General features: G+C 66.9%; 25 protein-coding genes and 2 pseudogenes. 15 read left to right on the top strand and 12 right to left on the bottom strand.

Translation table 11 applies throughout. From position 1 onward, the window contains the following. Positions 1-178 precede the first annotated feature (178 nt). Positions 179-1,042 (bottom strand): LysR family transcriptional regulator, encoded by an 864-nt coding sequence (locus K0V08_RS16020; RefSeq protein WP_231689109.1) that lies wholly within the window; start codon positions 1,040-1,042, stop codon positions 179-181. Positions 1,043-1,270: 228 nt separating this feature from the next. On the opposite strand from K0V08_RS16020, the gene K0V08_RS16015 reads away from it, so the two are divergent. From K0V08_RS16015 to K0V08_RS16000, 4 genes and pseudogenes are all read left to right on the top strand, one after another. Next, entirely contained in the window at positions 1,271-2,341 is a 1,071-nt protein-coding gene (locus K0V08_RS16015; RefSeq protein WP_455905979.1) for a TDT family transporter, read from the top strand. A gap of 133 nt (positions 2,342-2,474) precedes the next feature. After that, positions 2,475-3,056: pseudogene (locus K0V08_RS16010) on the top strand (AAA family ATPase); the annotation flags it as partial. A 130-nt stretch (positions 3,057-3,186) separates the two neighbouring features. After that, the gene (locus K0V08_RS16005; protein ID WP_094182724.1) at positions 3,187-3,813 is read left to right on the top strand and encodes a recombinase family protein; all 627 of its coding nucleotides are present in this window, start codon (positions 3,187-3,189) and stop codon (positions 3,811-3,813) included. Positions 3,814-3,949: 136 nt separating this feature from the next. Further along, positions 3,950-4,561, top strand: coding sequence for a hypothetical protein (locus K0V08_RS16000; protein WP_094182723.1), 612 nt, complete (start codon positions 3,950-3,952; stop codon positions 4,559-4,561). A 13-nt stretch (positions 4,562-4,574) separates the two neighbouring features. Here the strand turns inward: K0V08_RS16000 and K0V08_RS15995 are convergent, their stop codons facing one another. Next, positions 4,575-5,186, bottom strand: coding sequence for a hypothetical protein (locus K0V08_RS15995; protein WP_094182722.1), 612 nt, complete (start codon positions 5,184-5,186; stop codon positions 4,575-4,577). A 489-nt stretch (positions 5,187-5,675) separates the two neighbouring features. Between K0V08_RS15995 and K0V08_RS15990 the strand changes: the two genes are divergently transcribed. Continuing rightward, entirely contained in the window at positions 5,676-6,917 is a 1,242-nt protein-coding gene (locus K0V08_RS15990; RefSeq protein ID WP_128517008.1) for a hypothetical protein, read from the top strand. A 184-nt stretch (positions 6,918-7,101) separates the two neighbouring features. On the opposite strand, the gene K0V08_RS15985 is transcribed toward K0V08_RS15990, so the two are convergent. Both K0V08_RS15985 and K0V08_RS15980 read right to left on the bottom strand, forming a co-directional pair. After that, a complete protein-coding gene (locus K0V08_RS15985) occupies positions 7,102-7,641 on the bottom strand; it encodes an RES domain-containing protein (protein WP_158219007.1) in 540 nt (179 codons plus the stop codon). A 24-nt stretch (positions 7,642-7,665) separates the two neighbouring features. Next, on the bottom strand, positions 7,666-8,025 hold the full coding sequence (locus K0V08_RS15980; RefSeq protein ID WP_094182719.1) for an antitoxin Xre/MbcA/ParS toxin-binding domain-containing protein: 360 nt from the start codon (positions 8,023-8,025) through the stop codon (positions 7,666-7,668). A 166-nt stretch (positions 8,026-8,191) separates the two neighbouring features. Between K0V08_RS15980 and K0V08_RS15975 the strand changes: the two genes are divergently transcribed. The 5 genes from K0V08_RS15975 to K0V08_RS15955 all read left to right on the top strand — a co-directional run bounded on the left by K0V08_RS15975 (position 8,192) and on the right by K0V08_RS15955 (position 12,403). Continuing rightward, on the top strand, positions 8,192-9,421 hold the full coding sequence (locus K0V08_RS15975; RefSeq protein WP_094182718.1) for a hypothetical protein: 1,230 nt from the start codon (positions 8,192-8,194) through the stop codon (positions 9,419-9,421). Between the two features lie 400 nt (positions 9,422-9,821). Continuing rightward, positions 9,822-10,799: a hypothetical protein gene (locus K0V08_RS15970; RefSeq protein WP_167435298.1), complete on the top strand. Its 978-nt coding sequence runs from the start codon at positions 9,822-9,824 to the stop codon at positions 10,797-10,799. Positions 10,800-11,054: 255 nt separating this feature from the next. Next, the gene (locus K0V08_RS15965; RefSeq protein ID WP_128517006.1) at positions 11,055-11,288 is read left to right on the top strand and encodes a hypothetical protein; all 234 of its coding nucleotides are present in this window, start codon (positions 11,055-11,057) and stop codon (positions 11,286-11,288) included. Positions 11,289-11,345: 57 nt separating this feature from the next. Next, the gene (locus K0V08_RS15960; protein WP_231689110.1) at positions 11,346-11,993 is read left to right on the top strand and encodes an SOS response-associated peptidase; all 648 of its coding nucleotides are present in this window, start codon (positions 11,346-11,348) and stop codon (positions 11,991-11,993) included. Between the two features lie 62 nt (positions 11,994-12,055). After that, positions 12,056-12,403: a histone-like nucleoid-structuring protein Lsr2 gene (locus tag K0V08_RS15955; protein ID WP_094182714.1), complete on the top strand. Its 348-nt coding sequence runs from the start codon at positions 12,056-12,058 to the stop codon at positions 12,401-12,403. Between the two features lie 68 nt (positions 12,404-12,471). Here K0V08_RS15955 and K0V08_RS15950 read toward each other — a convergent pair whose 3' ends face one another. Beyond that, the gene (locus K0V08_RS15950) at positions 12,472-13,692 is read right to left on the bottom strand and encodes an MFS transporter (protein ID WP_094182761.1); all 1,221 of its coding nucleotides are present in this window, start codon (positions 13,690-13,692) and stop codon (positions 12,472-12,474) included. Positions 13,693-14,119: 427 nt separating this feature from the next. Here K0V08_RS15950 and K0V08_RS15945 point away from each other — a divergent pair, with 427 nt between their 5' ends. After that, positions 14,120-17,527 carry an RHS repeat-associated core domain-containing protein gene (locus K0V08_RS15945; RefSeq protein WP_227325351.1) on the top strand — a complete coding sequence of 1,136 codons (3,408 nt, stop codon included), beginning with the start codon at positions 14,120-14,122 and terminating at the stop codon, positions 17,525-17,527. A 312-nt stretch (positions 17,528-17,839) separates the two neighbouring features. Continuing rightward, entirely contained in the window at positions 17,840-18,175 is a 336-nt protein-coding gene (locus tag K0V08_RS15940; RefSeq protein WP_094182713.1) for a hypothetical protein, read from the top strand. On the opposite strand, the gene K0V08_RS15935 is transcribed toward K0V08_RS15940, so the two are convergent. The 7 genes and pseudogenes from K0V08_RS15935 to K0V08_RS15910 form a co-directional block, all read right to left on the bottom strand. Next, on the bottom strand, positions 18,172-18,321 hold the full coding sequence (locus tag K0V08_RS15935; protein WP_157444686.1) for a hypothetical protein: 150 nt from the start codon (positions 18,319-18,321) through the stop codon (positions 18,172-18,174). The genes K0V08_RS15940 and K0V08_RS15935 overlap by 4 nt on opposite strands. Before the next feature lie 209 nt (positions 18,322-18,530). Continuing rightward, positions 18,531-18,896: a hypothetical protein gene (locus K0V08_RS15930; protein ID WP_128517005.1), complete on the bottom strand. Its 366-nt coding sequence runs from the start codon at positions 18,894-18,896 to the stop codon at positions 18,531-18,533. Then, the gene (locus K0V08_RS15925) at positions 18,893-19,666 is read right to left on the bottom strand and encodes a ParA family protein (RefSeq protein WP_094182712.1); all 774 of its coding nucleotides are present in this window, start codon (positions 19,664-19,666) and stop codon (positions 18,893-18,895) included. Before K0V08_RS15925 ends, K0V08_RS15930 begins: the two co-directional genes overlap by 4 nt. 396 nt (positions 19,667-20,062) lie before the next feature. Beyond that, on the bottom strand, positions 20,063-20,263 hold the full coding sequence (locus K0V08_RS15920; RefSeq protein ID WP_094182759.1) for a hypothetical protein: 201 nt from the start codon (positions 20,261-20,263) through the stop codon (positions 20,063-20,065). A gap of 111 nt (positions 20,264-20,374) precedes the next feature. Next, a pseudogene (locus K0V08_RS16205) lies at positions 20,375-20,641 on the bottom strand (DUF3560 domain-containing protein); the annotation flags it as partial. Between the two features lie 1,226 nt (positions 20,642-21,867). Then, entirely contained in the window at positions 21,868-23,829 is a 1,962-nt protein-coding gene (locus K0V08_RS15915; protein WP_094182757.1) for a helix-turn-helix domain-containing protein, read from the bottom strand. A gap of 122 nt (positions 23,830-23,951) precedes the next feature. After that, positions 23,952-24,170 carry a hypothetical protein gene (locus K0V08_RS15910; protein ID WP_043560154.1) on the bottom strand — a complete coding sequence of 73 codons (219 nt, stop codon included), beginning with the start codon at positions 24,168-24,170 and terminating at the stop codon, positions 23,952-23,954. 393 nt (positions 24,171-24,563) lie between these two features. Here K0V08_RS15910 and K0V08_RS15905 point away from each other — a divergent pair, with 393 nt between their 5' ends. The 3 genes from K0V08_RS15905 to K0V08_RS15895 all read left to right on the top strand — a co-directional run bounded on the left by K0V08_RS15905 (position 24,564) and on the right by K0V08_RS15895 (position 26,697). Beyond that, complete coding sequence (locus K0V08_RS15905) at positions 24,564-25,232, top strand: helix-turn-helix domain-containing protein (RefSeq protein ID WP_094182755.1); 669 nt, start codon at positions 24,564-24,566, stop codon at positions 25,230-25,232. Between the two features lie 86 nt (positions 25,233-25,318). Then, complete coding sequence (locus tag K0V08_RS15900; RefSeq protein WP_128517004.1) at positions 25,319-25,783, top strand: hypothetical protein; 465 nt, start codon at positions 25,319-25,321, stop codon at positions 25,781-25,783. Further along, positions 25,780-26,697 (top strand): hypothetical protein, encoded by a 918-nt coding sequence (locus K0V08_RS15895; RefSeq protein ID WP_094182754.1) that lies wholly within the window; start codon positions 25,780-25,782, stop codon positions 26,695-26,697. Before K0V08_RS15900 ends, K0V08_RS15895 begins: the two co-directional genes overlap by 4 nt. Positions 26,698-26,867: the final 170 nt, after the last annotated feature.

The following is a 26,867-nucleotide window of genomic DNA, read 5'->3' as shown; positions in this document are numbered from 1 at the left end:
GGACGTGCGCTTGGGCAGCAGCATTCGGTTAGGCACCGCAGCGGCACGCGCGCGCTCACGCGGCAGCTTGACGGCGGGGAAGTAGGCCGCGGGCTAAGGGTGTCGCTGGCACTCCACCGCAGCCCGGGCCGCCATCGATTGATCAAGATCAGACGCCGCTAAGCGGCGAAAGTCACACCTAGGGGCTGTGCTGACCCCGACCGGCCACCTCGTGGGCGACGCGCAGGAAAGCAGAACCAGCTGGCTGGGGCTCTCCCGACCAGATCGCCCGCAACGGCCGGGCAAGTGGCGGCCCGGAGAGCGGGACCCGCACCAGCGACCCAGCGTCGATGTCGGCGGCGACCGTGCGGAGGCTCATCACCGCCGGTGCGATCCCCGCCTGCGCGTTCGCCCGGATGATGCTCGTGGTCTCCAGCACCGCGGCCGGAACCGACATGTCCACACCGGCCTCCCTGAGCCATGCGGCGAGGGTCGCGCGAGTGCCGGAGCCTTCTTCCCGCAGGATCAGAGCCGTCGCCGCCAGGACCTCCGCAGTGATCCCGGTCGACCGGGCCCAGGGATGGTCTGGAGCGACGACGACCGCGAGCTCATCGTCCGCGATCACCTGCGCGGACACACCTGCCACCACCACCGGGGTCTCCGTGAACCCGAGGTCCGCGCCACCCGACTGCACGAGGTCCGTCACCGCGGCGGAGTTGCCCGCGATCAGACGCACGCGCACGTCTGCTTCACGGCGTCGGAATTCGAGCAGCCAGCCCGGCAGCAGCAGCTCCGCGATCGTCTGCGACGCCGCGACGACGAGCGAACCCGTGGGAGCCCGCAACGCAGCCACTCCTGCCTCGAGGCGGCGGGACGCGTCGAGGACCGGCCCCGCGAGCCCGAGGACGAGTCGTCCCGGATCGGTCAGCACCGAGCCGGTGGCCGACCGGTGCACCAACGGGTGGCCGACCGCGCGCTCGGCGACCCGGATCCGAGCAGACACTGCCTGTTGCGTGACGCCGAGCGCGCCAGCGGCAGCGGAGAGGGAGCCGGTCTCGACCACGCGTTCCAGGACCTCGAGGGTGTCGAGGTCGAGAGTGCGGTCTGTGAGTCGCCGTAGTGCCACAACCGACGATTGTGCCCTATCAAGAGGAACCCAGTTCCGCCGGGACCAGGATGCGCGCAGGCTTGGCCCATGACAACGCTCCGCACCGACCCTGCACCCGCGAACGGTAGCCAGCTGCCCCAACGGCCGCAGACGGCGTTGTTCCGCGATCTGGAGCGGCCAGGCCTGATCGTGTCGAACCTCACACCGAACTGGTTCGCATCGATCATGGGCACGGGGATCATCACCGTCGCAGCTGCGTCACTGCCACTCCAGTTCCCCGGACTGCGCATCGCGGCGACGGTGGTGTGGGCGATCGCCGCGGTGCTCCTCGTCGCCCTCACGGTCGCGACGGTGCTGCACTGGATCCGCTACCGGAGCACCGCAGCCGGGCACCACCTCAACCCGGTCATCTCCCACTTCTACGGCGCCCCGCCGATGGCGTTCCTCACCGTCGGCGCCGGGACGCTCCTGCTCGGCAAGGACTGGATCGGCCTGCCCGCCGCCGTGGCCATCGACTGGGTCCTGTGGACCATCGGCACCATCGGCGGACTGCTCACGGCAGTCCTCGTACCGTACCTGGCGTTCACCCGCCACGAGAACAAGCCCGACTCCGCGTTCGGCGGCTGGCTGATGCCCATCGTCCCGCCGATGGTGTCCGCCTCCACCGGTGCCCTGCTGCTGCCGTACGCGCCCGCCGGACAGGCGCGGGAGACGCTCCTGTGGTCCTGCTACGGCTTCTTCGGCCTCAGCCTGATCACGTCGCTGGTCGTGATCACCCTGATCTGGAACCGGCTCGCGCAGCACAAGGTCGGGGCCGCCGGCATGGTGCCGACCCTGTGGATCGTCCTCGGTCCGGTCGGACAGTCGATCACGGCGGTGAACCTCCTCGCATCGAACGCGCCCACCGTCGTCGACGCCAGCATCGCGCGTGCGCTGCTGGTCGTGGCGCTGGTGTGCGGGTTCGCGATGCTCGGCTTCGCGCTGCTCTGGACCGTCATCGCCCTCGCCATCACCGTCCGGACCGCCCGCGAGCACCTGCCGTTCAGCCTGACCTGGTGGTCGTTCACGTTCCCCGTCGGCACCTGCGTCACCGGACTCAACGGGCTCGCCCTGCACTCCGGCCTCACCGTCATCGCCGTCCTCGCCGTCATCTACTACGCCGGCCTCGTCGCCGCATGGATCACCGTTGCCCTTCGCACCTTCCACGGATCCGTCATCCGCGGCACCCTGCTGGCACCGCCACAGCCGGCATGAGCACTCCCGGGGAACTCGCGCTTGACGTCATCACCGATGACGTCGTCGAAGCCGCCGGCAGCACCCTCGTCCTCGGCACGACATGACACGACACCGATCGCGGCGAGAACGACGACACAGAGCGAGGCTGCTCACACGGGCGGTGTTCTACACGCCCGACGTCCTGCCCCGGCCGAAGGACCTCATGCGGGAGCTGGACCGCTGGACGGTCGACCTCGGCATCAGGATCGAGGATCACCAGCGCACGATCGGGAAGATCACCGGCACCGCCGGCGATGCGCGCCGGTGGGTCGAGCTGCTGATCATCGACGAAGCGGAACGGCTCACGCCCACCGCGCTCGAGCTCCTCCGCGATCGGCACGACCGCGAGCACCTCGCGATCATCCTCATCGGCATGCCCGGCATCGACCAGCGCTTCCGCCACTACCCCCAGCTCTACAGCCGCCTCGGCTTCGCCCACCGCTACCGCGCCCTCGGCCAAGACGAGCTCCTCTTCGTTCTCGACCGCCACTGGAAGCGCCTCGGCCACACCCTGAACCCCGACGACTTCACCGACGCGCAAGCCATCGCCGCGATCCAACGCATCACCCGCGGCAACTTCCGACTCCTCGAACGGCTCTTCCCGCAGATCCAGCGCGTCCTCAAGATCAACCAGCTCGAGACCATCACCGACGACGTCGTCGAAGCCGCCGCCAGCATCCTCGTCACCGGATGACGACACCGAACGGCAACAGAACCGCGCCATGAAGCGGCACCGCCCACACGTCGGTCGCGGAACTATGCGTCTCAGGTAGGTGGTCCGGCCAGTGTTCCGGTGAGGGTGCCTCACATGAGACACTTGACTCATGGCTGGACAGCTCATCGGATACGCCCGCGTCTCGACCGACGAACAGGACGTCACCGCGCAGCGCGACGCCCTGACCGCGCTCGGCATCACGTCGGATCGGATCTACGTCGACCACGGCCTCACGGGCACGAACCGGAATCGTCCGGCGCTCGGGAATGCGCTCGAGGCGTGCTGGGCCGGAGACACGTTCGTCGTCACGAAGCTCGACCGGCTCGCCCGGTCGATCAGCGACGCCCGCACCATCGCCGACGAGCTCGCGGCCAAGGGCGTCGCGCTGAGCATCGGCGGATCCGTGCACGACCCGACCGACCCGACCGGGCGGCTCCTGTTCAACATGCTCGCGATGTTCGCCGAGTTCGAATCCGACCTCATCCGTGCGCGCACCCGCGAGGGCATGAAGGTCGCCGCGAAGAAGGGCAAGCTCAAGGGCGGCAAGCCCAAACTCTCCCCCGCCGCCGAACGGCACCTCGTCGCGCTGTATCGGGCCGGCGACCACTCGATCAGCGAGCTCTGCGACCTGTTCTCGATCGGCCGCGCCACTGTCTACCGCGCCGTCGATCGACACCCCATCCAGGAGAGCGGACAGGTCACGCTCCCCCGCGTCGACGACGACCCGGAGAAGTAGGCGCATCCGCGGCTGTAGCTCGACGGTGCACAACCCGACCGCGTCAGACCCTCGAAGGAGTACACCTCAGATCGTCGCCGAGAGGCGGCCCGGACGCGCCGCATCAGCCGCGGTCTGGCAATCGGAAGGTGTACACATGCGTCACATCCGGAACCACCACGCGCTAGCCACCATCGGCGCCGCAGCACTCCTCCTGGTAGCCGCTGTCCCCTCGCAGGCGGCCCTTGCCAGCACGACTAGAACGGTCGTGACGCCGATGAGCTTCGGCGGCTACGACGCGGCAGCCGCGAAAGCCCAGGGCTTCGAGTTGCAGACCGTCAATGGGCGCACCGTCCCCGTCCCCGTCACCGACGACGCCAAGAAGAAGTGGGCCGAGGCCTCCGCGGAGAACGCGGCCGTCGTCCACCCGGACGGCACTGTAGAGGGCAACTGCGGCTCGTCAACCGTGACCGCCGTCTACAACGGAGGGAACACGATTCGCGTCGTCACGAGCTACGTCGTGAAGGCGCCCGCGGTCGACCACGCCTGGTTCGTGGACGAGTCCCTCATCGCCACCGGCACAAAGGTTCATCAGTTCAACTTCTCAGGCCTGAGTACCGGCCGGCTCAGCTGGACGAGCGATCCCCAGATCTCGCCGGCGATCCGCGACACACAGCAGGGCGGCAGCACACAGGTGACCCTCGGCTCGCACGCCGTGCTCCTCGGTGGCTTCGTCTGCTACTCCGGAGGACCCATCGACGTCTTCTAGGACTGCGGCCTGGTCAGCTCATCGAGAGACCGGCACGGAGCGCGGAGGGGTACACATCTGGATCCTTCCGCGTTCCGGCGGCAACGGTCATGAACTCCGGCCCGTTCCACTCGGCTCCGCCGGAGGGCTTGTACGGCATGACGAAGATCTGCCGGAGGCCGTGCCGCCACGCGGCCACGGTGGCCGGCAGCGCCCGGCGCTCGGGAGACTCGAACACGGTGGCGGTCTTCAGGCCATCGAGGGTCGCCATCCACTCGGAGAACGCAGCCTGGTCTATGCCGTCCCACCCGTGCTCTCGACTCCACCACACCGGTCCGGTGATGCCGAAGTGCTGTGCAAGGTCGGTCTTGTCGCTGTAGTCGCCCTGCGAGCGAGCGTTCCAGTAGATGTTCGCCCGCCAGACCTCCGCCCACCGGAGCTCGAGGGCCGGAAGGTCCCAGTGCGCCGGCCGCCGAGACGCCCCCACCGGGGGTTCAGGATCCAGATCCGGGATCTGGATCCAGGGCGAGAGCTCCCACGCGTGCTTCACGTACAGCAGCTCCATCAGCGGACGCGGGAACTCCGTGATCGTCAGCTCCATCTCCGCCGGCCACTCGACATCTTCCGGTACGCGCTCAAAGTGCATGCCCCGCTCCCCTCGTGTGTGTACAGCAGTGTGCACCTCGGGCTCCGGATGCGCGTGAAGCGCTCACCGCACCAGAGGCTCACGCCTCGCGCCGCGGCCCCGGTCGAGCTCGCTTCACCCGGCCCGTCCTGATGGTCCGAGAAGGCTGTTCGGCCGTCGGCGGCCGTCGTCCTGAACCGGTGCCGACCGTCAGCGAACCCAGTGCCGACCGAGAACACGTCGCAGAGAGCAGGCACGTCTCGCATCCTGGGATGCGATGATGCGGACCAGCAGCACTTGCGGGACATGGTTGCAGGACGATCCCGACCACGGCACTTCGCGCGACGCTCCGCCCTCACACGGGACGTCCCGTAACCCAAGGGTTACAGGACAGACTCAGGTACTCCGCCTGAATCTCCACTGAGCCGGCGCTCGGCACCCTTGCCGCCGGATCTTCACAATCCGCTAACTATGGTTGCACTTTATGCAACCTGCAGCTACGTTTTCGGCATGTCCAAGACTTACTCCGCTCTGGAGAGACTGTTCCCGCTGACGGGCAAGCCCGGCCTGATGCTTGCGCAGTATGTGCGGTTCGGCGCTCACGGAATCGACATCGCCGGTGCAGGGCGGATCGCTGGCCTGTCGTATGCCACGGCGAACCGTGCCACGGCTGTCCTCGTGGAGTCCGGCCTCGTCGTCGCCTGCGATGGGGGCGGCTATCGGTTCAACATCGACGCGCCCCACGGGGGGATCGTCTTGGACGCTGTGCAGGCAGCAACGGGCTACGAATACCGCCAGGAGCCTCGTTCCTGGATGGACACTCCGGGCTGGGACGGCGGGGTCGCCTCACTCGAAGTTCGTGACACGGTCCTCGCGCGACGTATGCCCGAGCCCCTGCTGAAGCGCGGCAACGCCGCCTCTGGATGTTCCGTCGTCACGCCGGGACCCACTGCACTTGAAGCACGGACGTTCTCTCTCGAGATCCAGCACACCGTCGGCGCCAGCTTGATGTTGCTCGTCGACACCCTGCAAGAGCCGTACGCGCTCTGGCACGAAGAACGCGACCGGGACCTGATACACCAGACCATGCACCTCGGTGCTGGCGTTCACGCTGCCATCAGCTCGCTCACAACTCACGCAGACGAGAGCGACGCAGACGCGGAGATTCACGCCGTGCGCTGGGTACATGCCGCCTACGCACTCGCCGCTGAGGCCGCCTACATCCAGGAGCTACTCACGGAGCTCGCTCACGGTGCGGACCTCATCGCGCTGCGCACGAAGATCGACGCGCAGATCCACGAGGCCCGGCGCGACCTCAAGCGTGTCGAGGCGGACGAGGCATTAGCAGCTAGGGGCCGCGACGCGTTCCTGGCCTCCTACCGCGATCGACTCACTCGCGCAGAAGCTCGCCGCGAAGTCGTTGCCGAGGTCATCCGCAACGCCCACGGGCGCCGAGCACTCGGCTTCTCGGGCGCCCGACTGCTCTACGGCACCCTCGAGCAGTACCACCATGTGATCGCGCCATTGGCACACGAAGCGTTCGATCACCCAAGCGTCCAACCATGGATTGCGGCCTACCGTGACGCAGCCGCACGCGGAGAGCAGGAACCTGTCGACTTCGACAACTTCCCGATTCCCTCTCCTGAGCGCCTGCCACGACACATCCGGCTCAAAATCGAGGACATCGACGCCGCGCTGGAAGGCCGCCCCGGTCCGTTGCTCGCGCCTTTCCTCACACCTACGGCACGCTGACGTCGCCGCCGGCACCTCTACGCGAGCGCACACATCAGGCTCAGCAGGACGGGCTCCCTGACGGCGGCCTCCGACGTCTCGGCCGGCGAGTTCGACAGAGGATGCCGAGCCCGCCACCGGCGGGTTTCGGGACGGGTTCGTCAGACGAGGTGGATCGAGACGATCAGGGGGACAACCGTGGTCGCTACGACGATGCCGCGTGACGCAGAGACCGAGGGTCAGCCGGGAGCTGCTCCCACTGCCTCTCCTCGGACGGAACCGGAAGCTCTCCCGCCGGAAGACGCTCGCGGAAGAGGGCCAGTGTCTCGCCCAGGCCCGTGGCTGCGGGCGCAAGAACTCCGTGTAGGCGAAGCTGGTGGGCAGCAGCGGCAACGGCCTGGCATGCGTCATAGTCATCGACCAGGCTGTGCACATCGTCGTCGGCCAGTCCGACCAGAGCCAGATGAACTGAGTTGCGCAGATCGAGGATTCGGGTGACCGCCACGGGAACGACGTACTCCGTGCGTGGCTTCACCAAATGCGCCGGGACTCCAGCCTCCTCGACAAGGTGACGGTAGGCCTCCACGACGATGCTTGCTTGCGGTCTTCCGAGATAGATCACCGGGAACGTGGCGCCCCAGCGGCCGCCGGGGCCACCCGCGAACGCATCGCGCCCACGGGCAGCGTGCCGGTAGAACGTGCCGGTGACGTCTATCGAACCGACTGTGGCGACTCGTTCGGTCATAGATCGGTTCGACATCGGAGCTCCTTAGCGGCGGGGTCCGCCGGCGAGGCGGTCGATCAGGTTGAGGACATCTGAGAACTCGCCGGCACGGAGGGCATCAACTGGCTTGCGGTGGCCGAGAGCGCGCTGAGGACTGTGGAGCCAGATCTCGATCCCTTCTGCCTCGTACACGTCTGCGAGCTGCTCGATCACGTAGTTGAGCTCGAGCAGTCGCTCCCTCTGCTGGCCTTCGGGGCGAGTGCTGCCTGCGGCCCAGTTCTGGACAGAGCGGGGCTGGACGCCAGTCACGTCCGCGATCTCTGACACAGAGAGGGCATTTCGGGCGTCAGCGACGACGCGGCGGTAGAGAGGGGAGCTGTCGTGGGCGGTTGCGGCGAGGGTCATGATCCGTGTCTTCTCGGCTCGATGGGAGGGGTGAGTAGTGGGTGTGCGAGGCGATCGGTGATGCCCCAAGAGTACACACTTCGCTGCACGCCGAGCTGCATGTTTGACTGCGCTTTGATTGCGTAGTAGCGTGCGTGATGCATGCACTTCGAGCAGAGGAACTGCCATGGACCTTCTTGTCCGAGCGAGCCGGAACGACCACACCGTCATCGAGCAGTTCCTCGCGCCAACGAGCGCCGGCCCGCTGGCGATGAGGCGTCAGCCCATCGGGGCCGTTGTGGCCGACGCGAACGTGGCCGGCGAGCGGCGCCAGCTCGCTCGGCTCACTCGTGACGCCGGGGTTCCCTTCCTGATCGACCCCCTCACCCCCCTCTTTCAGACTGAGCAGCTCGCGACAGACAACTGGGCATCACTCCCCTTCGCCCGGCCCGAGCCGATGCCGCTCGACCGCTTGGACGACTACGCCCTGCACCACATCGTCGAGACCGTCATTAACTACCAGCGCGAACACGGCGCGACGCACCTCATCCCTCCCTACTTCTTCTCCGCGAAGAGAGGGGATCAGTGGTGGCAAGCCAACCTCCGCATACTGCGCGCAACCGCCGAGTACCTCAACCAGGAGAACGTCAGCCTTCCCGTGATCCCCGTCCTCGCAGCGTCCCTGACCGAGTACGGCCCGCAGGCCGCCTGGGAGCGGGTTGATGCATACCTCGATGCCACGAAGGAGCTCAACACTGAGACCGTGGCTCTCTCGTGGTCCTGGAACGACGCTTCCAAGTCGAACGAGGCGAAGCTTTCGCTCCTCCTTGGAGTTACCGAGCACGCAGCTCGCCGGACGAGCGTCATTGGATGGCGGGCAGGGCTGTACGGCACAGCGATGGCGACTGTTGGGGCCGGTGGCTATGAGACGGGCATCGGCGCCCGCGAGTCGCTTCACTACGTGAAGCTGGCCGCTGACAAGCGACCCAAGACCAGGGATGGCGAGTCAAGCCCGAAGGGTCAGGCGTACGTCTACCTCCACCAGTTCGGTCGCAGCGTGTCCCGCAACGTAGGCAAGGTCCTCCTTGAGAACGAGCAACTTGCTGGCTCTCTGGTCTGCTCTCCGGACAACGGATGCTGCCCCGAGGGATCCACCAGCATGATCGAGAAGTGGCGCCCCCACACCATCCGTGAGCGGGCACGGGAGCTACAGGAGCTCGAGACCATGCCCCGGTCGCTGGCATGGCGCCTCCACAGCGTCGAGCGGAGCGCTCAGCGGGCCTCGTCTATCGCACACACTGCGAATGAGGTCCTCACGAAGGCCGGCGAGACGAGGAAGCTTCCGACAGACACGTTCGCGAGCCTTCACCGCGTCGCAAGCAACTTCCGAGAGCGAGCCGCATTAGGCGTCGCGTGAACAGCTACATGCTTCGTTAACGAGGTGACCCGACCCCCGCGGAGTTTGGAACCTCGTTGGGGATCGGGCGCTGGCCTTCACCGGGTTGAGCCCGAGAGTCGCGTCAAAAGACGGCTCGGGCTTGATCAACCAGGCCCCGCACCTTTACAGGTTTGGAAGCTGGAGGCCAGGGGCCCGAAGGACAGTGTGGAGTTTCACCACGAGAGGGATACTAGCAGGAGAGCCGCATTCTGGCTACTGTCAAGAGACGGACCCCTGTTGCTCTCCCGTACCGGACCTGTTAGGTTGCCTTATCGGGACCCCTATCCAGGAGCTCCCTCTGATCGCGTCAGTACTCGTCGAGCATAGTGACCTCATCAATGTTGGGCAACAAATGGTACAAATTTCAAAGTTCGACAATTTGGCAGCCGAAGTTCGCCGCGACGCTTGCCCCGTACGTCGATCCTTCGTTCAGCGCAACGAGGGCGACAACTCGCTCACGCCGATGGCGCGACTCCTTCGCACGCAGGGCGAAGTCGGAGGGCGAGGGGCCGGCCTCCGACTGTCGCTACTGCTGAGCTTGATGTGGGTCTGCTCGAAGGAGCCCTACACGACTAGCCGCGTCGCTCCCTATTGGGCGGAGCTCCTGGGCCGGCCCGATCCCACCGATGAAGGAGCACGCGCCATCCGCGACTGCCTTCACGAGCTCAACGATCGAGGGCTGATCACCCTCGCCGCGCGAGGATCACGCATCGAAATTGCACTCCACATGGAGACCAGCGCCGGAGCTGCGAAGCCGGTCCCGTATCTACCTCCCTACGACCTTGAGCCCTATCTCTCCGTCCCACGAAGCTTCTGGAGCAGTGGACTCGCGGGCGATCTCTCTGGAGCCGGCATCGCCATGTACCTGGTGTCCCTATGCATGACACGACACGACGATCCCAGCTTCTTCCTCGCAGGTGAGTTCTTCGACTCCCGCTTCGGCATCTCGCGCTCCAGCCGGAAGCGAGGCCTAGCCGAGCTCGTGAAGCATGACGTCCTCACCGTCAAGGTCGAAGAGACCGTCAACCTCACGACGTTCCGCATGGCCCGGCGCAACATCTACACAGTCGAGGAAGCATTCCGCCAGGTGCCCCCTCGAGAGGTACCTGCCGAGCCCGGCGCCGAGCAATCGACGTCCTCGATCACCCCGGCCTCAACGCCCTCAACTGACACGCCTGCTTCGGCCAGCTCGATCAGCAAGGCCAGCAAGGCCAGCAAGACCAGCGCGGCCAGCTCGATCAGCAAGACCAGCAAGACCAGCAAGACCAGCAAGACCGGCACGACGAGCAAGGTCAGTGAGACGAGCAGAGCGGGGAAAACCAGATCAGGAGCGTCTAGACACCCCGTCCAGGACTAGTAGTTCGCCTCCAGCGCTGACACTGCTTCTTCCAGAGTGGGGAAGGTGCCGAGATTCGAGCTGACGTCCCCTCGGCCCCAGGCGACGTACCCTGCTGGCGTTCGATGCACACGACCCGCGTCGCCGTCATCGGTACGTGCTCCGTACCAGAGCTCCCACCAGTCGCTCTGACCTACCCGCTCTACGTCGAATCTGCCGCTCATGTCCTCACTGTACGAGGGCGCGTACGTCTAGACGCCGTGTGATGGTGGTCCCATGTTTCGCAGGGAGAACCTCAGCCGCACTGCTCGCATCACCAACGCGATGGTGTGGTTCGGCCTCGCTGTGTTCTTCGTCGGCTTCGCCGGGGGGCGCACCCACGCCGCCTTCACAGCCGGCGGCGGCGTCCTCGTCGGGTGGGTCATCCTGCTCGCCGCCGCGGTGCTCATGGTCGCCCTCGGCACCATCGAGGCCGTCAAGCTGCGCCGCCTCGCGCGCACCGGCGAATGAGACGAGGCTGAGCGCATGTGTGGACGCTTCGTCGTGACCCGTGCCTCCGGGGATCTCTTGCCCGATCTGCTGGATGCGTTCGATCCGTTGCGGGATGACTTCAACGTCGCGCCGACCCGCGACGTGTCCCTCGTGCGCGAGCGCGACGGGGAGCGGTCGATGCCGGCTGTGCACTGGGGGTTCGTGCCCGGGTGGGCGAAGGACTTCAAGAAGCAGCGGCCGCAGCCGATCAACGCCCGCATCGAGACCGTCTCGACGTCGCCCATGTTCCGCAAGTCGTTCGCGACCGCGCGGGCGATCATCCCCGCGGCCGGCTACTACGAGTGGGTCGTCACCGAGACAGGCAAGCAACCCCACTTCATCCACCAGCCGGGCGCCGCGATCGCGATGGCCGGCATCGTCTCTGCGTGGCCGGATCCGACCAAGGAGGAGGACGACCCTGACAAGTGGCGGCTCTCGATGGCGATCATCACCCGCGACGCGCACGTGGCGCCGGGCGAGGTTCACGACCGGATGCCGGCGTGCCTGACGCCGGACGCGTACGACGACTGGCTCGGCGACCACCTGCCGGCGGAGGATCTGCTCAAGCTCCTCGACCGCGAGTCACACCAGGTCGCGCACGACCTGGAGCACTACGAGGTATCCCGGGACGTGAACAGCGTCCGGAACAACCGCCCGGATCTCGTCGACCCGCTCCCGGCCTGACCTGGCGGATTTCCCCGGCTCCCTAGACTCCGAGCAGACCTATCTACTGCCGGGGGGCACGCATGGCGAAGAAGACCACCACACAGCTCGTCGACGACATCGACGGCACCGTCCTCGGCCATGACGGTACGACCGTCTCGTTCTCCGTCGACGGCGTGGACTACCTGATCGACCTGGGCCAGGGGCACGCGGACGAGCTGCGCGAGGCGTTCGCGCCGTACATCGACGCCGGCCGGAAGGCCGCCGGCGGTCGCCGCGGTCCGGCGCCGCGGCCACTGTCAAAGGCCGCGACCAGTGGCGACGCGGCCGAGCGCAGCGAGGCGCGCGCCTGGCTCCGCGACAACGGGCACAAGGTCGGCGTGCGCGGCCGGATCTCCGCGGAGCTGATGGCCCTGTTCCGGGACCGCTGACGCGTCAAGTCTCCACCTGCTGGCGCGTGCGCTGACCGCGGCCGGGCCGGGGCGGATCAGCCGGTGTCTCAGCCGACTGCCTGCATGGGTGCGAGTTGACGGATGACCTGCGGGAGCACGAGCCCGCCGGCGAGGATCACGGCGGCTGACGTCGCGCACGCGGCCTCCCACGGCACGGCGTCGTAGAGGATCCCCGCGTCGAGGCTCCCGAGGGCGGCCGCGAGGAGCGTGGTGGCCTCGTAGAGGCCCAGTGCGCGGCCGATGCGGGCGGGGCCGGCGGCCTCGGTGAGGGCGGCTTGCTCGATCGGCAGGATCGCGGCAAGCGCGAGCGCGGACAGGATCCAGAGGACGGCGATCGTCACGGGATCCCGGGCGAGCGCGAGCCCGCCGGCGAATGCGGCGCCGGCGATGGCCGCGGCGACGAGGACGCGCGTGCGTCCGTACCGGACGGTGAGCCGGTGCATGTGGGGTGGGGCGACCGCGAGGGCGATCCCGCCCGGGAGCGACACCCACGCGATGGCGAGAGGTCCGAGGGCGAGCTCGCGTTGCAGGTGCAGCACCAGGAGCAGCCCGACCGCGGCCTCGGCGGTCCCGATGACCGTCACCACGGCCAGGAGCGGGCGCAGCCGGGCCGCGAGCTCGCGCACGACGGTGCGGCCGGCGTCGACGGGCGGCGCCGTTCGAGGGGCGTCGACGTCGCCACTGCCCCGCGTCGACGCCCGACGCCGGCTCGAGGCGAGCAGCACGCCCGCGACGATCGCGCACGCCGCGGCCGCGGCGAAGGTGAGCGGGTAGCCGGCGGCCGCGAGGAGGCCGATCGCCGGCGCGAGGACGACCCACGACCCCAGCTCCTCCGCCGACATGAGCCGGGAGAACGCTCGCGGATCCACCTGGTGCCGGGCGCCGGCGGTCGCGCGCAGCGCAACCCACAGGAACGCTCCGCCGACCCGGGAGACGAGCACGCCTGCGAGGACGACGGAGAAGGTGGTGGTGGCGGCGACGAGCGCGTAGCTGGCGCCGAGCGCGAGGGCGGAGGCCGCGGCGATCGCGGTCCGGTCGTACCGGTCCGCAGCGACGCCACCGAGGGGGCGGAGCAGGAACGACGTCGCGAGCCCCGCGGCGAGGAGCGCGCCGGTCTGAGTGGCCGTGAGGCCGAGCACGGCGCCGGCGAACAGGGGCAGCACGAAGTCCGCGACCTGCCCGGCGCCGCTGACTAGGGTGACGCTCCGTACGAAGCGTCGTGAGAATGTGGGGCCGTCAGCCTCTGAGGGATCCTGGGCCAGGTTCATGAACGCGGACATTAGCAGCGCTATGCGTCGCTCCACCAACACGATTTGGAGAACGGTCGGCATCATGACGACTCCGCAGGCGGTGCCGAGTAGCACAGATTGCGCCACTCCGGCGCCTTAGCGTGCGCGTGATATGAAGCACGCTCTTGAGTGACGCTACGACTCGGCTTACCCCGTAACTACAGGGATCGGGGGCGTGGGGGCACATTGGGTTATCGGTTACATCACATCTCGCTCATGTCCGCATATATGAGGACTTGCATTCATGACCAGCGACTGCTCTCGCTGTTCCGCATGCTCCAATATTATTCCAGGTCCGCGACCCCAGACCGGGGGGTTAAAGCACTTCATCGTGTCGAGTTCGTTCGTGCTCCACGTAGCTTCGAATTGGCACAAAAGCCTGTGTCAAAAACCTGAGGGGAACGACATGCGCGTCACAAAGCGCGGTGAGGGGACGAGCTTCGCTCGTCAAGTTAGGTGCACGCTCGCGATCTTCGCGACCAGTGCCGTGATGATCACAGGGCTCGGCGCGATGCCGGCCTCCGCCGAGACGGCCGCGGCCGGCCCGGTGCAGTTCGAAGACCAGACGCAGGACCCTGCGCAGGTCAACAAGAAGATGCAGGACGAGGCCCACAAGGCCGCCAAGGACGCCGTGTGGACGCCCGAGAGCATCCCCGCTGAGCCCGCTGACGCGGACAAGCCCGCGGAGGAGCCCACTGAGTGGAAGGTCCCGGAAGCGGACCGCAAGCTCGGCCAGGCCGCGTCCACGCAGCGCGTCCCCGCCGGCACGCCGGTCGGCGCTCCGGGCCTCGGCGCGCTCCCCTACATGTCCTTCGAGGACATCACGCTCTCCGACGACACCGTCGCCCGCGTCAACCTCGCCAACGGCAACCTGCTCCTCACCGCCAACGACGGCACGAGCTCCGCCGCCGGCATCGGCGTCCGCGCCGACCGCTACTACAACGGCCTCTCAAGCTCCGCAGGCGCCCTCGGCGGCGGCTGGTCCTCCACCATGAGCTACGCCGACTTCGGCCTCACCGTCAACAGCGGCGAGACCAAGGCCACGTTCGTCGGACCGTCCGGCTTCCAGGCCAAGTTCACCAAGAGCGGCACCGACTGGGTCGCGCCGGCCGGCTTCAACGCCACCCTGAGCAAGGGCGAGACGTGGAAGCTCACCTACAAGGAGACGGGTGAGTTCTTCACCTTCGATCTCAACCTCAAGCGCCTGGTCAACCACGTCGACCGCAACGGCATCGGCCTCAGCAACGACTGGACCACGTCCGCCACGACCTACACGGTCAAGGACACCTCCGGTCGCTTCACCCGCGTGAACCACACCACGGGCACGGACCAGAAGATCACCTCGATCGTCGACTCCACGAACCGCACCACCACGTACACGCGCAACGGCGCCGGCCAGCTCACCAAGGTCGAGAAGCCCGGCGGCGCCGTCACCGCCATGACGTACGACACCACGGGCCGCCTCGCGACCCTGACCGTGCCGTCCGCGCCCGGCACGACGACCATCACGTTCGGCTACAACACCACGCACAAGATCACCAAGATCACGCAGAAGTCCACGTCCCCGACCCACGGGAACAAGGCCGACGTCGTAACGAACTTCGCCTACAACAGCGGCAACACCGTCGTCACCAACCCGAACGGGAAGGCCTCGACCTACGCCTACGACAACCAGGGCCGAGTCACCTCCACCAAGGATCCCCTGAACCGCACGAAGGCGCAGACCTGGACCGCGAACAGCGACGTCCAGACCTCGACCGACGCGCTCGGATCCGGCAGCACGCCGGGCAACGAGACCAAGTTCCAGTACGACGGCCTCAACAACGCCACGAAGACCGAGCTGCCCACCGGCGCTGCGGCCTCCGCGGTTTACACCGCCGGCGCGGGCTGTGCCTCCACCGGTGGCGACGCCTTCCAGGTGAAGTGCTCCACCGACGCCAGCGGTAACACCGCGAGCTTCGACTACGACGCGGCCGGCAACCCCACCAAGAAGAAGGACACCACCGCCGGCGGAACCGGCGCGGTCGAGTTCGAGCGCAGCTACGACAACTGGGACCGCACCATCTGCGGCGGCTGGGCTGGACAGCTCTGCTCTGCCAAGGACGGCAACGGCAACACCACCAAGTACAACTACGACAAGGTCGGGAACCTGATCAAGGTCACCCCGCCGGCACCCCAGGGCGCCACGACGTACACGTACGACGCTCTCTCCCGCGTCACCAGCGTCACCGACGGCAAGGGCGACATCACCAAGTACGCCTACGACGTCCGCGACCGCCAGACCCTCGTCACCTTCGACAACGGTGGCACCCTCGCGAAGACCTACTACCCCAACGGGCTCGTCCAGTTCGACTCCGACAGCTTCGCCGGGACCAAGCAGTTCGAGTACGACACCCTCGGCCGCACCACCCAGCAGATCGGCTCGCTCGCCGGCCTGAACCAGAAGTACACGCACGACGCAGTCGGCAACATCCTCACCTTCGAGGACACCAGCGGCATCACGACCAACACCTACAACGCCGCCAACGAGCTCACCAGCCAGCGCGAGCCCGGAGGCGTCTGCCCCACCAGCGGAACGCCTGCCGCGAATAGCGGCTGCACGCTGTTCGAGTACGACAGGAACGGGGCCGAGACCAAGCGAATCTTCCCCGCCGGCGCGCAGGTCGTGACGACGCTGGACAAGTCCAGCCGCCCCACCCAGGTGCAGGCCAAGAACGCGGCCGGGAACGTCACCGCCGAGGTCGCCTACTCCTTCGCCAAGAACGGCACCGACACCACCAACATCCAGACCCGCACGAGCACGAAGGAAGAGGGCATCCCCGCGGGCGCCGTCACGGCCTACCAGTACGACTCCATGGACCGCATCACGAAGGCGGAGGAGAAGGCTGGCTCCACAGTGAACGCCTCATGGGCCTACGCCTACGACGCTGCGGGCAACCGCACGAGCCAGACGCGTGCCGGGAACACCGGCGCCGACGCAGGCACGATCGGCTACACCTACAACGGCGCAAACCAGCTCACGAAGACCACCAAGGACACCACCGCGTGGGTCTACGACGCAGCCGGCAACCAGATCAAGAACGGCATCTCTGGTGTCGTTGCGACCTTCGGTGACCGCGCCCAGGTGCAGTCCATCGGAGACACCAGCTTCGCCGCCTTCGGCGAGGGCAACACCGACACGCAGAGCGCAACCGGAGGACGATCGTTCTCCAACTCGCTCCTCGGCCTGTCCCGCCAGACGAACTCCTCCACCAACGTCGTCCAGAACTACGCACGCACCGACACCGGAGAGGCCGTCGGCTTCCGGATCTCCTCGAGCCACTACTACGTCACCGATCTCCTCGGTTCCGTCATCGGGATGTTCTCCGGCGCCGGCATCTGGGAAGGCGGCTACTCGTACAGCCCGTACGGTGAGACCCGCGGCGTCACCGACGCCTCACCCATCTCGCTGAACTCGCTGCGCTACATTGGCGGATACATGGAGTCGGAGAACCTGTACAAGCTCGGCGCACGCTACTACGACGCCACCACGGGCCGATTCACGCAGGTCGACCCGTCCGGCCAGGAAGCTAACCCGTACTCCTACGCCACGGGAAACCCCATCACAAACCTGGACCCCACAGGCCTCGATGACATCGACTGGCGAGAAGCGGCCATCGTTGGCCTCGGAGCCGGGGCAGGAGGATTCGTGACCGGATGCATCGCTGCAGTCATTGCCGGACCCGCAGGCTGCCTGGCCGGAGGCGCTGTTGGAGCCGTCTCTGGAATTGCGGGCGGTTACGTGGGTGACCTCACGTCACAGGCGCTCCGTTAATCAACATGTGCAGTATCCCTGCGCCCCAGTGAAGACATACAAGGATTGGTGAGTAAATGGGTGACATATTCTCTGACTCTGCAGTAATCGGCGTACTCGTCGGCATCCTAGTTGCCGTAATTGCCGTCACAATTTATCTCGCGCGCGCGCGGCGGAAGGATGATCCAAAGCTGTAACGCATAGAACGGTGCAGCCCACGTACATCAGTACGTGGGCTGCACCGTTTTCGGCATGTCGCAGGCTGTCCGTACTCTCCTCAACGAGCAAGGCCGGATGCTCCTACATCGACTCGATCGACGAAGGAGACCCCCGGTGAACAAGGTGAATGGCGACGTCACACGTCTGGTGCGCGGCGTCGAGACGCACCCATGGGCTCACCAGGAGGCCGGCTACTGGCGCGTCCAGGTCGAGGACTCCCCCGTGCTCGGCTACGTGATGCGGGTCCGGGCCGAGCTCGGAGACCCGTTCACGTACGAGGTCTACGCCGACGCCCGCAACGAGCGGGGACAAAGGATCTGGGTCCATCGAGAGGCGTCCTTGAACGCGGCCGTGGCGTGGATGATGCAGCGCTCGGACCGGCTCGTGGCGTTCGCTGCACGGCACGCAGCGCCGGCGGACGTCGACGAGGACGCCGATGCCGGCGTCTAGCCGAGGGGCCGGACGTAGAGGACGACGTGCCCGTCTGGGATCTTCGCCTTGAGCTGCTCGATGGCCGCCCAGCTCGACGGGGCTTCGACGGTGACGAGCTTCGCACCGCTCTCCGTGCGGGGCCGGTGCGCAAGCTCGTAGGTCATCTACCCAGTATGCGCGGACGCCAAACGCCCCCGGCCGGAAGAGAGAGAAGGGCCGGGGGCGAGCTTGGAGGCGCTCGAGCTGCGTGGGGCGACCACCCTCACCTGCTGGCGTCGTAGTCCCCTACTGGTCGGTCCTCGCCGAGAACCTGTCCGGGTCCCGGTCCCGGTCCCGCCGCGGCGGGCATCCGGGCCATGGAGCAAGGTGCTATCTAGCTAGACGACTCGTCTGTCGGGAGGAGGTGGCCGAACATCGCCTCGACCGCAAGCTCGATGGACACCCGAATGTCTTGGTCCTGCGTCGCCTTCACGTAGTCCAGGAGGTCCTTGGTGCGCACTCCGACGCGGGTACCCAGTTGCACCGTCACGTCCCGCTTGGGCAGCTGCACTGTCACGCTCCGATTAGGTGACTGAGCAGCCGCCGGAGCCGGACCGGACTGCACTTCGGTCCCCTGCGGCATATCTGCGGTCACGGTTCGCGATGGCGGGACGTCGATCGGGTCCCTGCCGAGGTCGGGAGCAGGCCGCGGTGTGCGGCGCATGGGGAAGGTCGGACGCTCCCTCTTCTCGTCGGTCATGAGACAACCTTTGTCAAGATCTCCGAGTAGGCGTCTACGACAGGCTGACCCTTCCGAAAGTCTCCGTACCACTCGTGAGTGGCGCGAACGTCTTGAACAACAGCGCGGTCTGGAACAAGCGGGTACAGCACTGACCCCAGTCCCCCAAGCTCATCGAGCGCATATTGTTCGATACGCCGCATTACCGTCATACCCCGAAACGCCCCTACAACGATCCCGGCTTCCCGGAGTTTGTCCGTCGCACCAAGGAGCCTGCGCGAGTCGCGGAACCGCTGCACGCTGACCATCGCCCCTTCTACTCCGCTGACACCATCTTCGTCGGCCTTCGCCGCGTAGACGACTGCGTCCGACGCGTTCAGCGCCGACAGGGTCAGAGGACCGCCCTGCCGATTGGGGCAATCGAAGATCACAAGGTCGGCGGTCGTTCCCTCAAGAGATGCCTTCAACCGGAGCTCGGCGTAGTCGGCCTGCTCCCCTTCTCGAATGGAGACGCTGCGGCTAGATGGCAGCACGCTGAGATTGGGATGCCACCGGGAGGGTACGGCCATGTCGTCCATCCACCCGTTTGGCTCAGGATCGGCGAGAATGGCGCCAACGTCGAGTCCGGGTTCCTTGGGTTCTACTCCAAGCCATCGACTGGCCGCGGCTCGAGGGTCAAGATCGACAAGGGTGACCCTCCGACCGCCAATGGCGGCAACAGTGGCGAGTGACACCGCGGTCGTGGTCTTCGAGACCCCGCCTGACTCGCTGTAGACCATGATCGCTTCCATGCTTCTAGTATAGCTAGCTAGAGAGCTATCTAGCAACCTAGCTAGAGAGCTAGCTACCTATACAGATATACCGCTAGCTCTCTATCTAGGGAGTCGTCTATCTAGCTATCTAGCTAGCCATAGCCGGCGGCAGCTGGAGCTACACGGAGGCCGGCACGGCTGCATGCCCGTGGCTACCGGTGCCAGACGCGCTCGCCCACGGCCAGTTCGGCGCGGAGAGGCCGGCTCAACAGGGACGGGCGTCGGCGCGCCCCGGGAGTCATGCTGATCGTGGTGAGCGTGAAGCCTGACCCGCTCCAGGCCCCGCGCGCGGCCACATAACAGCTTGGAGGGCCTGTCCGGGGGAGAGGCGCCCGGGATCCCCGCCTGCGTCGAAGAAGATCCCGGGCCGCGGGTCTACGCGGGCCGGAGGAGTTCCTGGATCTCCGCATAGGGCGTGGTGTCGGTCCAGGTGTAGCCGGTCTCCAGGCTCACCGTCTTGAGGTTGACGCAGACGACGCGGCGCCAGGCGCCGCGGATCTTGACGTGCTCGCCCTTCTGCACGTTGGTCCGGTCGTACCCGGCCGCGCGCCCGGTGGCGATCTGCCCAACGCGCACGCCCTTCCAGTCGGCGACTTGGTCGGGCTTCTCCTCGAGGTACGGGGCGACGCCCTCGGCGCGGCGCGCCTGCTCCTTGGCCGTGGCGGGGCGGTAGCCGCACTCGGAGTCCTAGACGTCCTCGGCGAGCCTGCGTTCGAGCTTGCGGAGCGCGGCGCCGAGCCTCTCGATGCGGTTGGCGACGGTGACGGTGACGGTGACGGGGGAGTAGCGCGCATCGGTGGTGATGCGTGCCGCGTCCGCGCGGCCGCGGGCGCGCTCGGCGTCGCGGCCGGCCTCGACGGACCGGCCGAGGGCGGCGTGGGCCTTGTCGATCGCGTTCCGGTGACGTCCTGCGGCGTGCTGCCCGACCTTGATCGGCTCGCCGCCCTCGCGGAGCCGGCGGAGCGCGGCCGCGGCGCGCTCCGCCGGCCTCGACCTCCGCGATCGCCTTCCGCTCGGCCTTCGCGTCCAGCGCGTCGACGCGGTCGGCCTGCCGCTCGATCTTCGCGGCCTCGACCTCGGCCACCGGCCGGATGTCGGTGCTCACCTCGGCGTCGACGGCGAAGCCGGCGGCGCCGAGAGCGGCGACGATGCGCTGAATCTTCCAGGGGTTCGGCAGCCTGTCGCGGCTGCGCGAGACGTACCAGGATCCGCTGCTCCGCCCCCAGCGCCAGCCCTCGCGCTTGAGGATCTCCGCGGTGCCGTCCCCGCAGCTCGTGCCCTCCTCGTGGGTCCGGGTAATCGTGAGCGGGCTCGACTCGGCGGATCCGCTGGGACTGATGGTTTTCTCGGTGACATTCACTTGTGTTCTCCCTTCCACTCGTTGTTTTGCCGTGAAGGCGCTTGTCGCCGCTATGGCGACCGGGTGGAGCGGAACCCTTAGGGCGGTGGGGGAGAGCTTTCCGGGGCGAAATAAGGGAGCGCGCGACCGCGTCCCGGAAATGTCGGCGGAGACGGCGGCGCAGTCGCTTGCGCGGACGCCAGACGCCCGTATGCTGCCGAAGGCTTGACGGCAAAACAGAGGGCCCGCCAGGGCCATGACGGCGCTGCGCAGCGGCACCCGGGGCCGGCACGGCTTCACCCGCCGGCCCGGCCGGCGTAGGAGCGCCCACAGGTGCGGGAACAGTCCCGAACAGGGGTCGCAGCACGGCGGCAAGCGCTTGCAGCAGACCCTACGATCGGCTACATGAGCAACTCGTCCGCGGATGCAGTCGCACCCCTTCGTGAGAAACTGACCCACGGAATTGTGACTGTCGCATTCCTATGCATCTTCGCGTTCGTTTCAGGGTTAATAGACGGATATAGGGAAGTTGTAGGGACATCTCAAGACGCGATTCTTGATCCCGCCACCGGAGCACTAGCGGTATTACCCGGGCTCGCAGTCTTCACAGCAACGCGCTACACGCGCCATAGAAACATGGGCGCACTAATTCATGGCGCTGTCTTAGGCGTAGCAATCGCAGCGGCATATCTGGCGACGGCGTCACCTCTGTGGACGGTGGCGATATTGGCGGGCAACGTATTGCCCATGGCGCTGAGAAGCGCGGTACCAATTTGGACCCTCCCCAGGACCAATGCGGCCTCGGCCACGACTGCACCGGCTCCGCAGAGAGTCACGGTAGTTACGCGGCCTCGCCGAGGTACTGCCAGCGGGCCTCCGGGTTGAGGGCGCCGGCAAGGACGAGCGCTCGAGCTGCACGATGGTCCGCACGGGTCGCCGCTCGCGGGTAGCGGGGCCAGACGCGCTCGCCCGCGGTCGGCGCCGCGAATAGGGGCCGGCTCGACACGGTGGGACGTCGGGGTCGGGCTCGGGGAGTGGTGTGCATCGTCGTGAGCTCGGCGTTCCACCAGGCCCAGACCTCCCGCTCCGCCTGGTACCGGTGCGCCCGGTCGACGAGGATCCCAGCGACGTCTACGACGCGGGCCGCGGCGTCCCGGAGATCCCGCACAGCTCGCGCCCACCCGTCTCTATGGATCTTGATGAGGCGATGCTGGCGGAGCCGGCTGAGGATCGTCGCGGTGTGGCGGCTGCTCATGCCGAGGATCCGGGCGGCACCGTCGACGGTGAGAGCGGTGTGCTGGCCGAGCGTGGCGTAGAGCCTGCCGGCGAGGTGTCCGAGGCCCGGCCGGGTGAACAGGTCGTGTCGCTGGTCGACGAGTTCGTGCTCGAGGAGAGCAACAAGCTCGGCGCGATGCGCGAACAGTTCGGCAGGGGGGCGGGGGTTATTTAGTGGTTGTGACCCAACTGCACCGTGTGCTGTGGAAAGTCGCCAGGTCACCCGCCATTCCGCGGCGTTGCCGCCGTCTGCGGTGGCGACGCGGACGACGAAGCCGGCCTCCGTGAGGGCCTGGAGGGCCCGCTGCGCGGTGCTGCGGCCAAGGCCTGCCATGAGGGCGAGATCCCGGATCGAGGCCGCCACGGTCCGCTTCCCGGTCTGGAGCGTGAGGTAGGTGAGCGCGGTGAGGATTGAGCGCCGGGAGGCGTCTGCCTCGCTGCGGCCCCACCGGCCGGGGGTGACGCGGAAGGACGTGAGGATGGCGTCGACGTCGGCGACGATCGCGTGGAGCTCCGTGAGGTCCTGCGGCTCGCGGCGGGCCGGGAGCGGCCGCTGGACGGCCGCGTACTGCTGGGCGTGGGACCACTGCCGCTCCAGGCGCTCCCGTGCCTCAGCGGCGCTGCGGGCGCGGCGGCCGCCACGGCCGGTGTTCTTGGTCCGGTAGTGCTCCATCCCCGGCGCCGTCCGGGCCGCATGCTCGACGTCGCCGAAGGTCCAGCCGGCGTTCGCGGCCGCCAGGAGGCACATGAAACCCGTCCACGACGGGTTCCCACCGCCGTCGATCGTAGCCATGTGCGCCGCTCCCGCGCGGCTGAGCTCGCGGTGCGCGCGGTGGCGGACGTCGACAGGGCCCGACGGGGCGCTGTCGGCCGCGCGCGGCGCCGGCGCGCGCTCGAGGAGGAGCGCGGTGAGCGCGTCCAGGTCTGCCGGCGTCGTCGACGGCGCCAGGAGCACGTCGACGTCGCCGGCGAGGATCGTCGACGACGAGCCGTCGCGGTGCGGGGACAGCGGGGGACGGGCGGCACCCTCAGCCGGGTTGCGGAGCATCCCGTGGTCCAGCGTGCGGAAGCACGCGTGCGCGGCCGCCGCGAGGGCGCCGACCTGGGCAGCCTCGGCGCCGCCGGCCACGGCGACCCACACGTGGCGACCGCCGGCGCCGGAAGACCGGCAGAGGACGTGCGCGATCGCGAGCTCGTCGAGCGTGCGCGAGAGCACCGCCGCCTGGTCCTGCGCCTGCTCCATCAGCTCCGGGACCACGCCCGTGCTGTCCTTGCCGTCGAAGTCGAAGCACAGCAGCCGGTACCGGCCGGCGGAGTCCGCCAGGCGGATCGCCCACGGCGTCGACGGCGCCACGGCGCCGAGCCGGTGCAGCCGGGGGTAGCTGTTCCCGTCGAGCCGGCCGTAGGCGTCGCGGATCATCGCGCGTACCTGGTCGCGCGGGCTCAGGCGGCGCGTGAGCTCCCACGCCTGCCCGAATTGGGCGCGCGCGGGTGCAAATACCGCATCGTGCGGTACAGTGGCGGACATAGCGAAGCCTCCCGTGAGGGCTGGTGGAACTTCCTTAGCTCGAACCTCCTGGCCTGGCAGCGATGAGGGTTAGAGCTACAACACGTGCAGGAGCCCGTCGCGGAAGCGGCGGGCTCCTTCGTTTAAGCGACGTCTGCGATGGGCAGCTCCTGGCGAGTGGATCGGTCGACAGGCAAGGGCGCCAGGTCGGGCATCTGAACATCGCGCGCGATGAGAGCTGCGAGGTAGTCGCTCATCGACTTGTAGCCGAGATCGTCAACACGCCGGCGGGCGGCAGTAACGACACTCGTGTTCGGTCGCGTGACGAGCAGCTCCCGGGCACCCTTGCTGATCTGTGGCATGACGCGATCCTCCCGTGAACCTGAATCAGATTCAGGGATGCGGCGCGGTGTGTCGGACCGATCGACCCTCACGGCGAGCTCGGCCCGCCTGTGCGCACTGCGCGCGGCGGCCGCGCCCGTGGAGGCACAGTGGATCTCATGCGCACCGAACAGGCCGCCCGACCACGGGCTACGCGCGCGTCCCCGATCGCTCCTAGACCTGCTCGCCCTCGTCGAGGCTGGGTCTGGGTCATCCTCGCGGGCGCTGCAGCTGTTGGTGTCGCCAACGCGCTCGTCTTCGCGCTGACTGCGTGAGGGGACAGCTGGTGGCATGGTTGCAAAGTAGCCAGTCTGTTGTAAATTTGCAACACAGACTGCGGGCAAGGCGCCTGCTAGCGTTTTTGGGTGGATCAGATGAGCGAGACCTCTGCACGAGCCCTGCACGAGGCTCTTGCCACCGAACTTCGCGCAGCGCAGGGCGCGTCCCGCCTCAGCGTGCGCACTTGGGCGGAACGGTCGTCGATCACCCACGACATGCTCTACCGGATCCTCAACGGCAAGCGCCCCGTCACCGTGGTCGAGCTCGTCATGTTGTGCCGGACCGTGGGGGATGACCCCCTCGATCTCGTGTCGCGCGCAGCCCGGCGAGCCGGCATCACGACTGGAGATGACGCCCATGAGGTGGTCCGCGCGGACCGAGCAAGGCTTGCCCTCGAGGCCGCCGGCTTGAGGGCCGATTCAGAGGCCGCCTACACGAAGGCACGCGCCGCGCTCGCGAGCAGCGGCAACATCCTGTCCCTGCGGGAATGGCGCGCGTTCGTCGACGGCGCTGGCTCTCACTCCTTGGTCAATGCCCTGTCGGAGTTCCTTGAGGTGCCGACAGATTATCTCCTTGGCACATCGCCGGATGATGAGGCACAGCGCATTGACTCACAGCTACGGCTAGCAGCGTCCATGCGCGCAGTCGGCGTGACGAAGCTCGCCGCACGTTCGCTTGATGAGCTGGAGCCGGACGAGATTGCCGTAGTAGATTCCGCGATTCGCGACCTTATCGCGAAAGAAGAGCCGTCAAATAACGACTGAAAGCTGCGTTGCGCGCAGCTGAAATGATGGGACACATGATGCGCCGTCGCCGCACACGTCATCTTGCAAACGATTCCATCTCGTCCATGACCCACGCCCTCGTCTGGAAGACGCCGCTTCCTAAGGATGCTGACTTTAACGATCTCCGCCATGCGGTATCAGAGCTGCATGGGCGCCGCTTGGTGTTCGATGAAATACGCGACACCTCCCTACGTGCGACTACAGGTGTCCTGTTTGAAGCAGAAACGTTTACCGGAATACTAGTTCCCGCACACGACAGTGGTTATTACTGCCTATTGAGTAAGGTGCACGAATTGTGCCACCTCATCATCCGCAGCGCCCCCGACTCATGGTTTTCGGGCGACGCACCGAGGCCGCGGCAGCCGCTGACCAATTCGCGTCAGTTCCTTCGGCTTTGCCCACGCAATAGCACCGAGTCCAATGACGCCGATTCGGTGTATGAAGAACTGGTGGTTGAGGCAATGGCGAGAGCATTCATGCGACGGTTGGCCATCTACGCCGACACCACGGAAGAGGAACACTTCGCATGATGGAAAGCCTTTGTCTTGCCGTGCTGTTCGTCGTGGTGGCGCTGCGCGCGCGCCGTTCATACCGAAAGGCCGCCTGGTGGGGCACCGTCTTCGGCATGGTGTCTGTCATGACCTACGGAGTCGTCGGCGCCGGCCCTGCCGATCTGGATCGAGTCCTAGGAGACCGCAACACCCTGACCCTCGTCCGCGATCTGACGGCCCTGGCAGCAATGTGGTCCTTCCACAACGCGGTCGTGCGAGAGCGAGGGCGGCTCAGTCGGAGATTGCCCTGGTGGTCGCTCCTCGCTGCCGCACTCAGCGTCGCAGTCCCATTCTCACTCATCCACAGTCCCGGAGAAACATCACGAGCCTTCGTTCTTGACCGCCTCGACCAAACACCGGTCTGGATATTTGCGTCGCTGTACACGGCATACATGGGCACCGTGGCCGGCCTTATCATTCGCACTCTCTCCGAGAAGCGCACCATTCTTTCCGTTATGTGGGTGGCCGGGTTCGGCCTCATGATAGTGAGCGACGTCCTCGAACTCACGTATCTCGCCATCGCCCACTTCGCCCCAGTTTCGGTTGAGTTCAAGGTCCATTACTACTACGTCGCGGAGCTTCCGTTCTTCTCGGGCGTTCTGTTCATCGGAGCGGGGTTCATGTGGCTTTTGGCCGCGAGGGCATTCTGGTGGAGCGCGGCGAGGTGGGCCGTTCGTGTCGATGCTCGCGGACAGGGCCCAGAATTCACGGAACTACGGCTCGCCCTCACCAAATCGAGGGGCTGGTCCGATCGGCAGCTAGCATTTGATTCAGCGGCGAACATCCGAGACCGCGTCAAGCTCAACCCCGACACGCTGTCTGGCCCCGACAGGCATGTATTCGCGGCTGTGGAACGGGCTCTGTCCAAGAAGATTGAACTGGTACCGTCATGATCCCGCTCGTCGTAGTAGCAGTCGCCCTGATGTGCGCAACCGCGGTCGCGGCCCCAGTCGTGATCTTGGCGCGCGCGGTGGTGTACCCACAGCGCTCCCGCCCAACACAAATAGTCGAGGTACGAGTTCCCGACCGCATCACACTGTCAAAGACGCTATTGACAAGTTTT

Source organism: Clavibacter michiganensis (assembly GCF_021216655.1).
Lineage (GTDB): Bacteria > Actinomycetota > Actinomycetes > Actinomycetales > Microbacteriaceae > Clavibacter > Clavibacter michiganensis.
The sequence above is the reverse complement of the archived record's forward strand: the minus strand, read 5'-3'. Positions and strand labels throughout refer to the sequence as shown.

Excerpts from the sequence above, each read along its gene's own strand:
- K0V08_RS16005 (WP_094182724.1), top strand. The coding sequence starts at position 3,187 with ATGGCTGGACAGCTCATCGGATACGCCCGCGTCTCGACCGACGAACAG.
- K0V08_RS16000 (WP_094182723.1), top strand. The coding sequence starts at position 3,950 with ATGCGTCACATCCGGAACCACCACGCGCTAGCCACCATCGGCGCCGCA.
- K0V08_RS15995 (WP_094182722.1), bottom strand. The coding sequence starts at position 5,186 with ATGCACTTTGAGCGCGTACCGGAAGATGTCGAGTGGCCGGCGGAGATG.
- K0V08_RS15990 (WP_128517008.1), top strand. The coding sequence starts at position 5,676 with ATGTCCAAGACTTACTCCGCTCTGGAGAGACTGTTCCCGCTGACGGGC.
- K0V08_RS15985 (WP_158219007.1), bottom strand. The coding sequence starts at position 7,641 with ATGACCGAACGAGTCGCCACAGTCGGTTCGATAGACGTCACCGGCACG.
- K0V08_RS15980 (WP_094182719.1), bottom strand. The coding sequence starts at position 8,025 with ATGACCCTCGCCGCAACCGCCCACGACAGCTCCCCTCTCTACCGCCGC.
- K0V08_RS15975 (WP_094182718.1), top strand. The coding sequence starts at position 8,192 with ATGGACCTTCTTGTCCGAGCGAGCCGGAACGACCACACCGTCATCGAG.
- K0V08_RS15965 (WP_128517006.1), top strand. The coding sequence starts at position 11,055 with ATGTTTCGCAGGGAGAACCTCAGCCGCACTGCTCGCATCACCAACGCG.
- K0V08_RS15955 (WP_094182714.1), top strand. The coding sequence starts at position 12,056 with ATGGCGAAGAAGACCACCACACAGCTCGTCGACGACATCGACGGCACC.
- K0V08_RS15950 (WP_094182761.1), bottom strand. The coding sequence starts at position 13,692 with ATGAACCTGGCCCAGGATCCCTCAGAGGCTGACGGCCCCACATTCTCA.
- K0V08_RS15945 (WP_227325351.1), top strand. The coding sequence starts at position 14,120 with ATGCGCGTCACAAAGCGCGGTGAGGGGACGAGCTTCGCTCGTCAAGTT.
- K0V08_RS15935 (WP_157444686.1), bottom strand. The coding sequence starts at position 18,321 with ATGACCTACGAGCTTGCGCACCGGCCCCGCACGGAGAGCGGTGCGAAG.
- K0V08_RS15930 (WP_128517005.1), bottom strand. The coding sequence starts at position 18,896 with ATGACCGACGAGAAGAGGGAGCGTCCGACCTTCCCCATGCGCCGCACA.
- K0V08_RS15925 (WP_094182712.1), bottom strand. The coding sequence starts at position 19,666 with ATGGAAGCGATCATGGTCTACAGCGAGTCAGGCGGGGTCTCGAAGACC.
- K0V08_RS15915 (WP_094182757.1), bottom strand. The coding sequence starts at position 23,829 with ATGTCCGCCACTGTACCGCACGATGCGGTATTTGCACCCGCGCGCGCC.
- K0V08_RS15910 (WP_043560154.1), bottom strand. The coding sequence starts at position 24,170 with ATGCCACAGATCAGCAAGGGTGCCCGGGAGCTGCTCGTCACGCGACCG.
- K0V08_RS15905 (WP_094182755.1), top strand. The coding sequence starts at position 24,564 with ATGAGCGAGACCTCTGCACGAGCCCTGCACGAGGCTCTTGCCACCGAA.
- K0V08_RS15900 (WP_128517004.1), top strand. The coding sequence starts at position 25,319 with ATGACCCACGCCCTCGTCTGGAAGACGCCGCTTCCTAAGGATGCTGAC.
- K0V08_RS15895 (WP_094182754.1), top strand. The coding sequence starts at position 25,780 with ATGATGGAAAGCCTTTGTCTTGCCGTGCTGTTCGTCGTGGTGGCGCTG.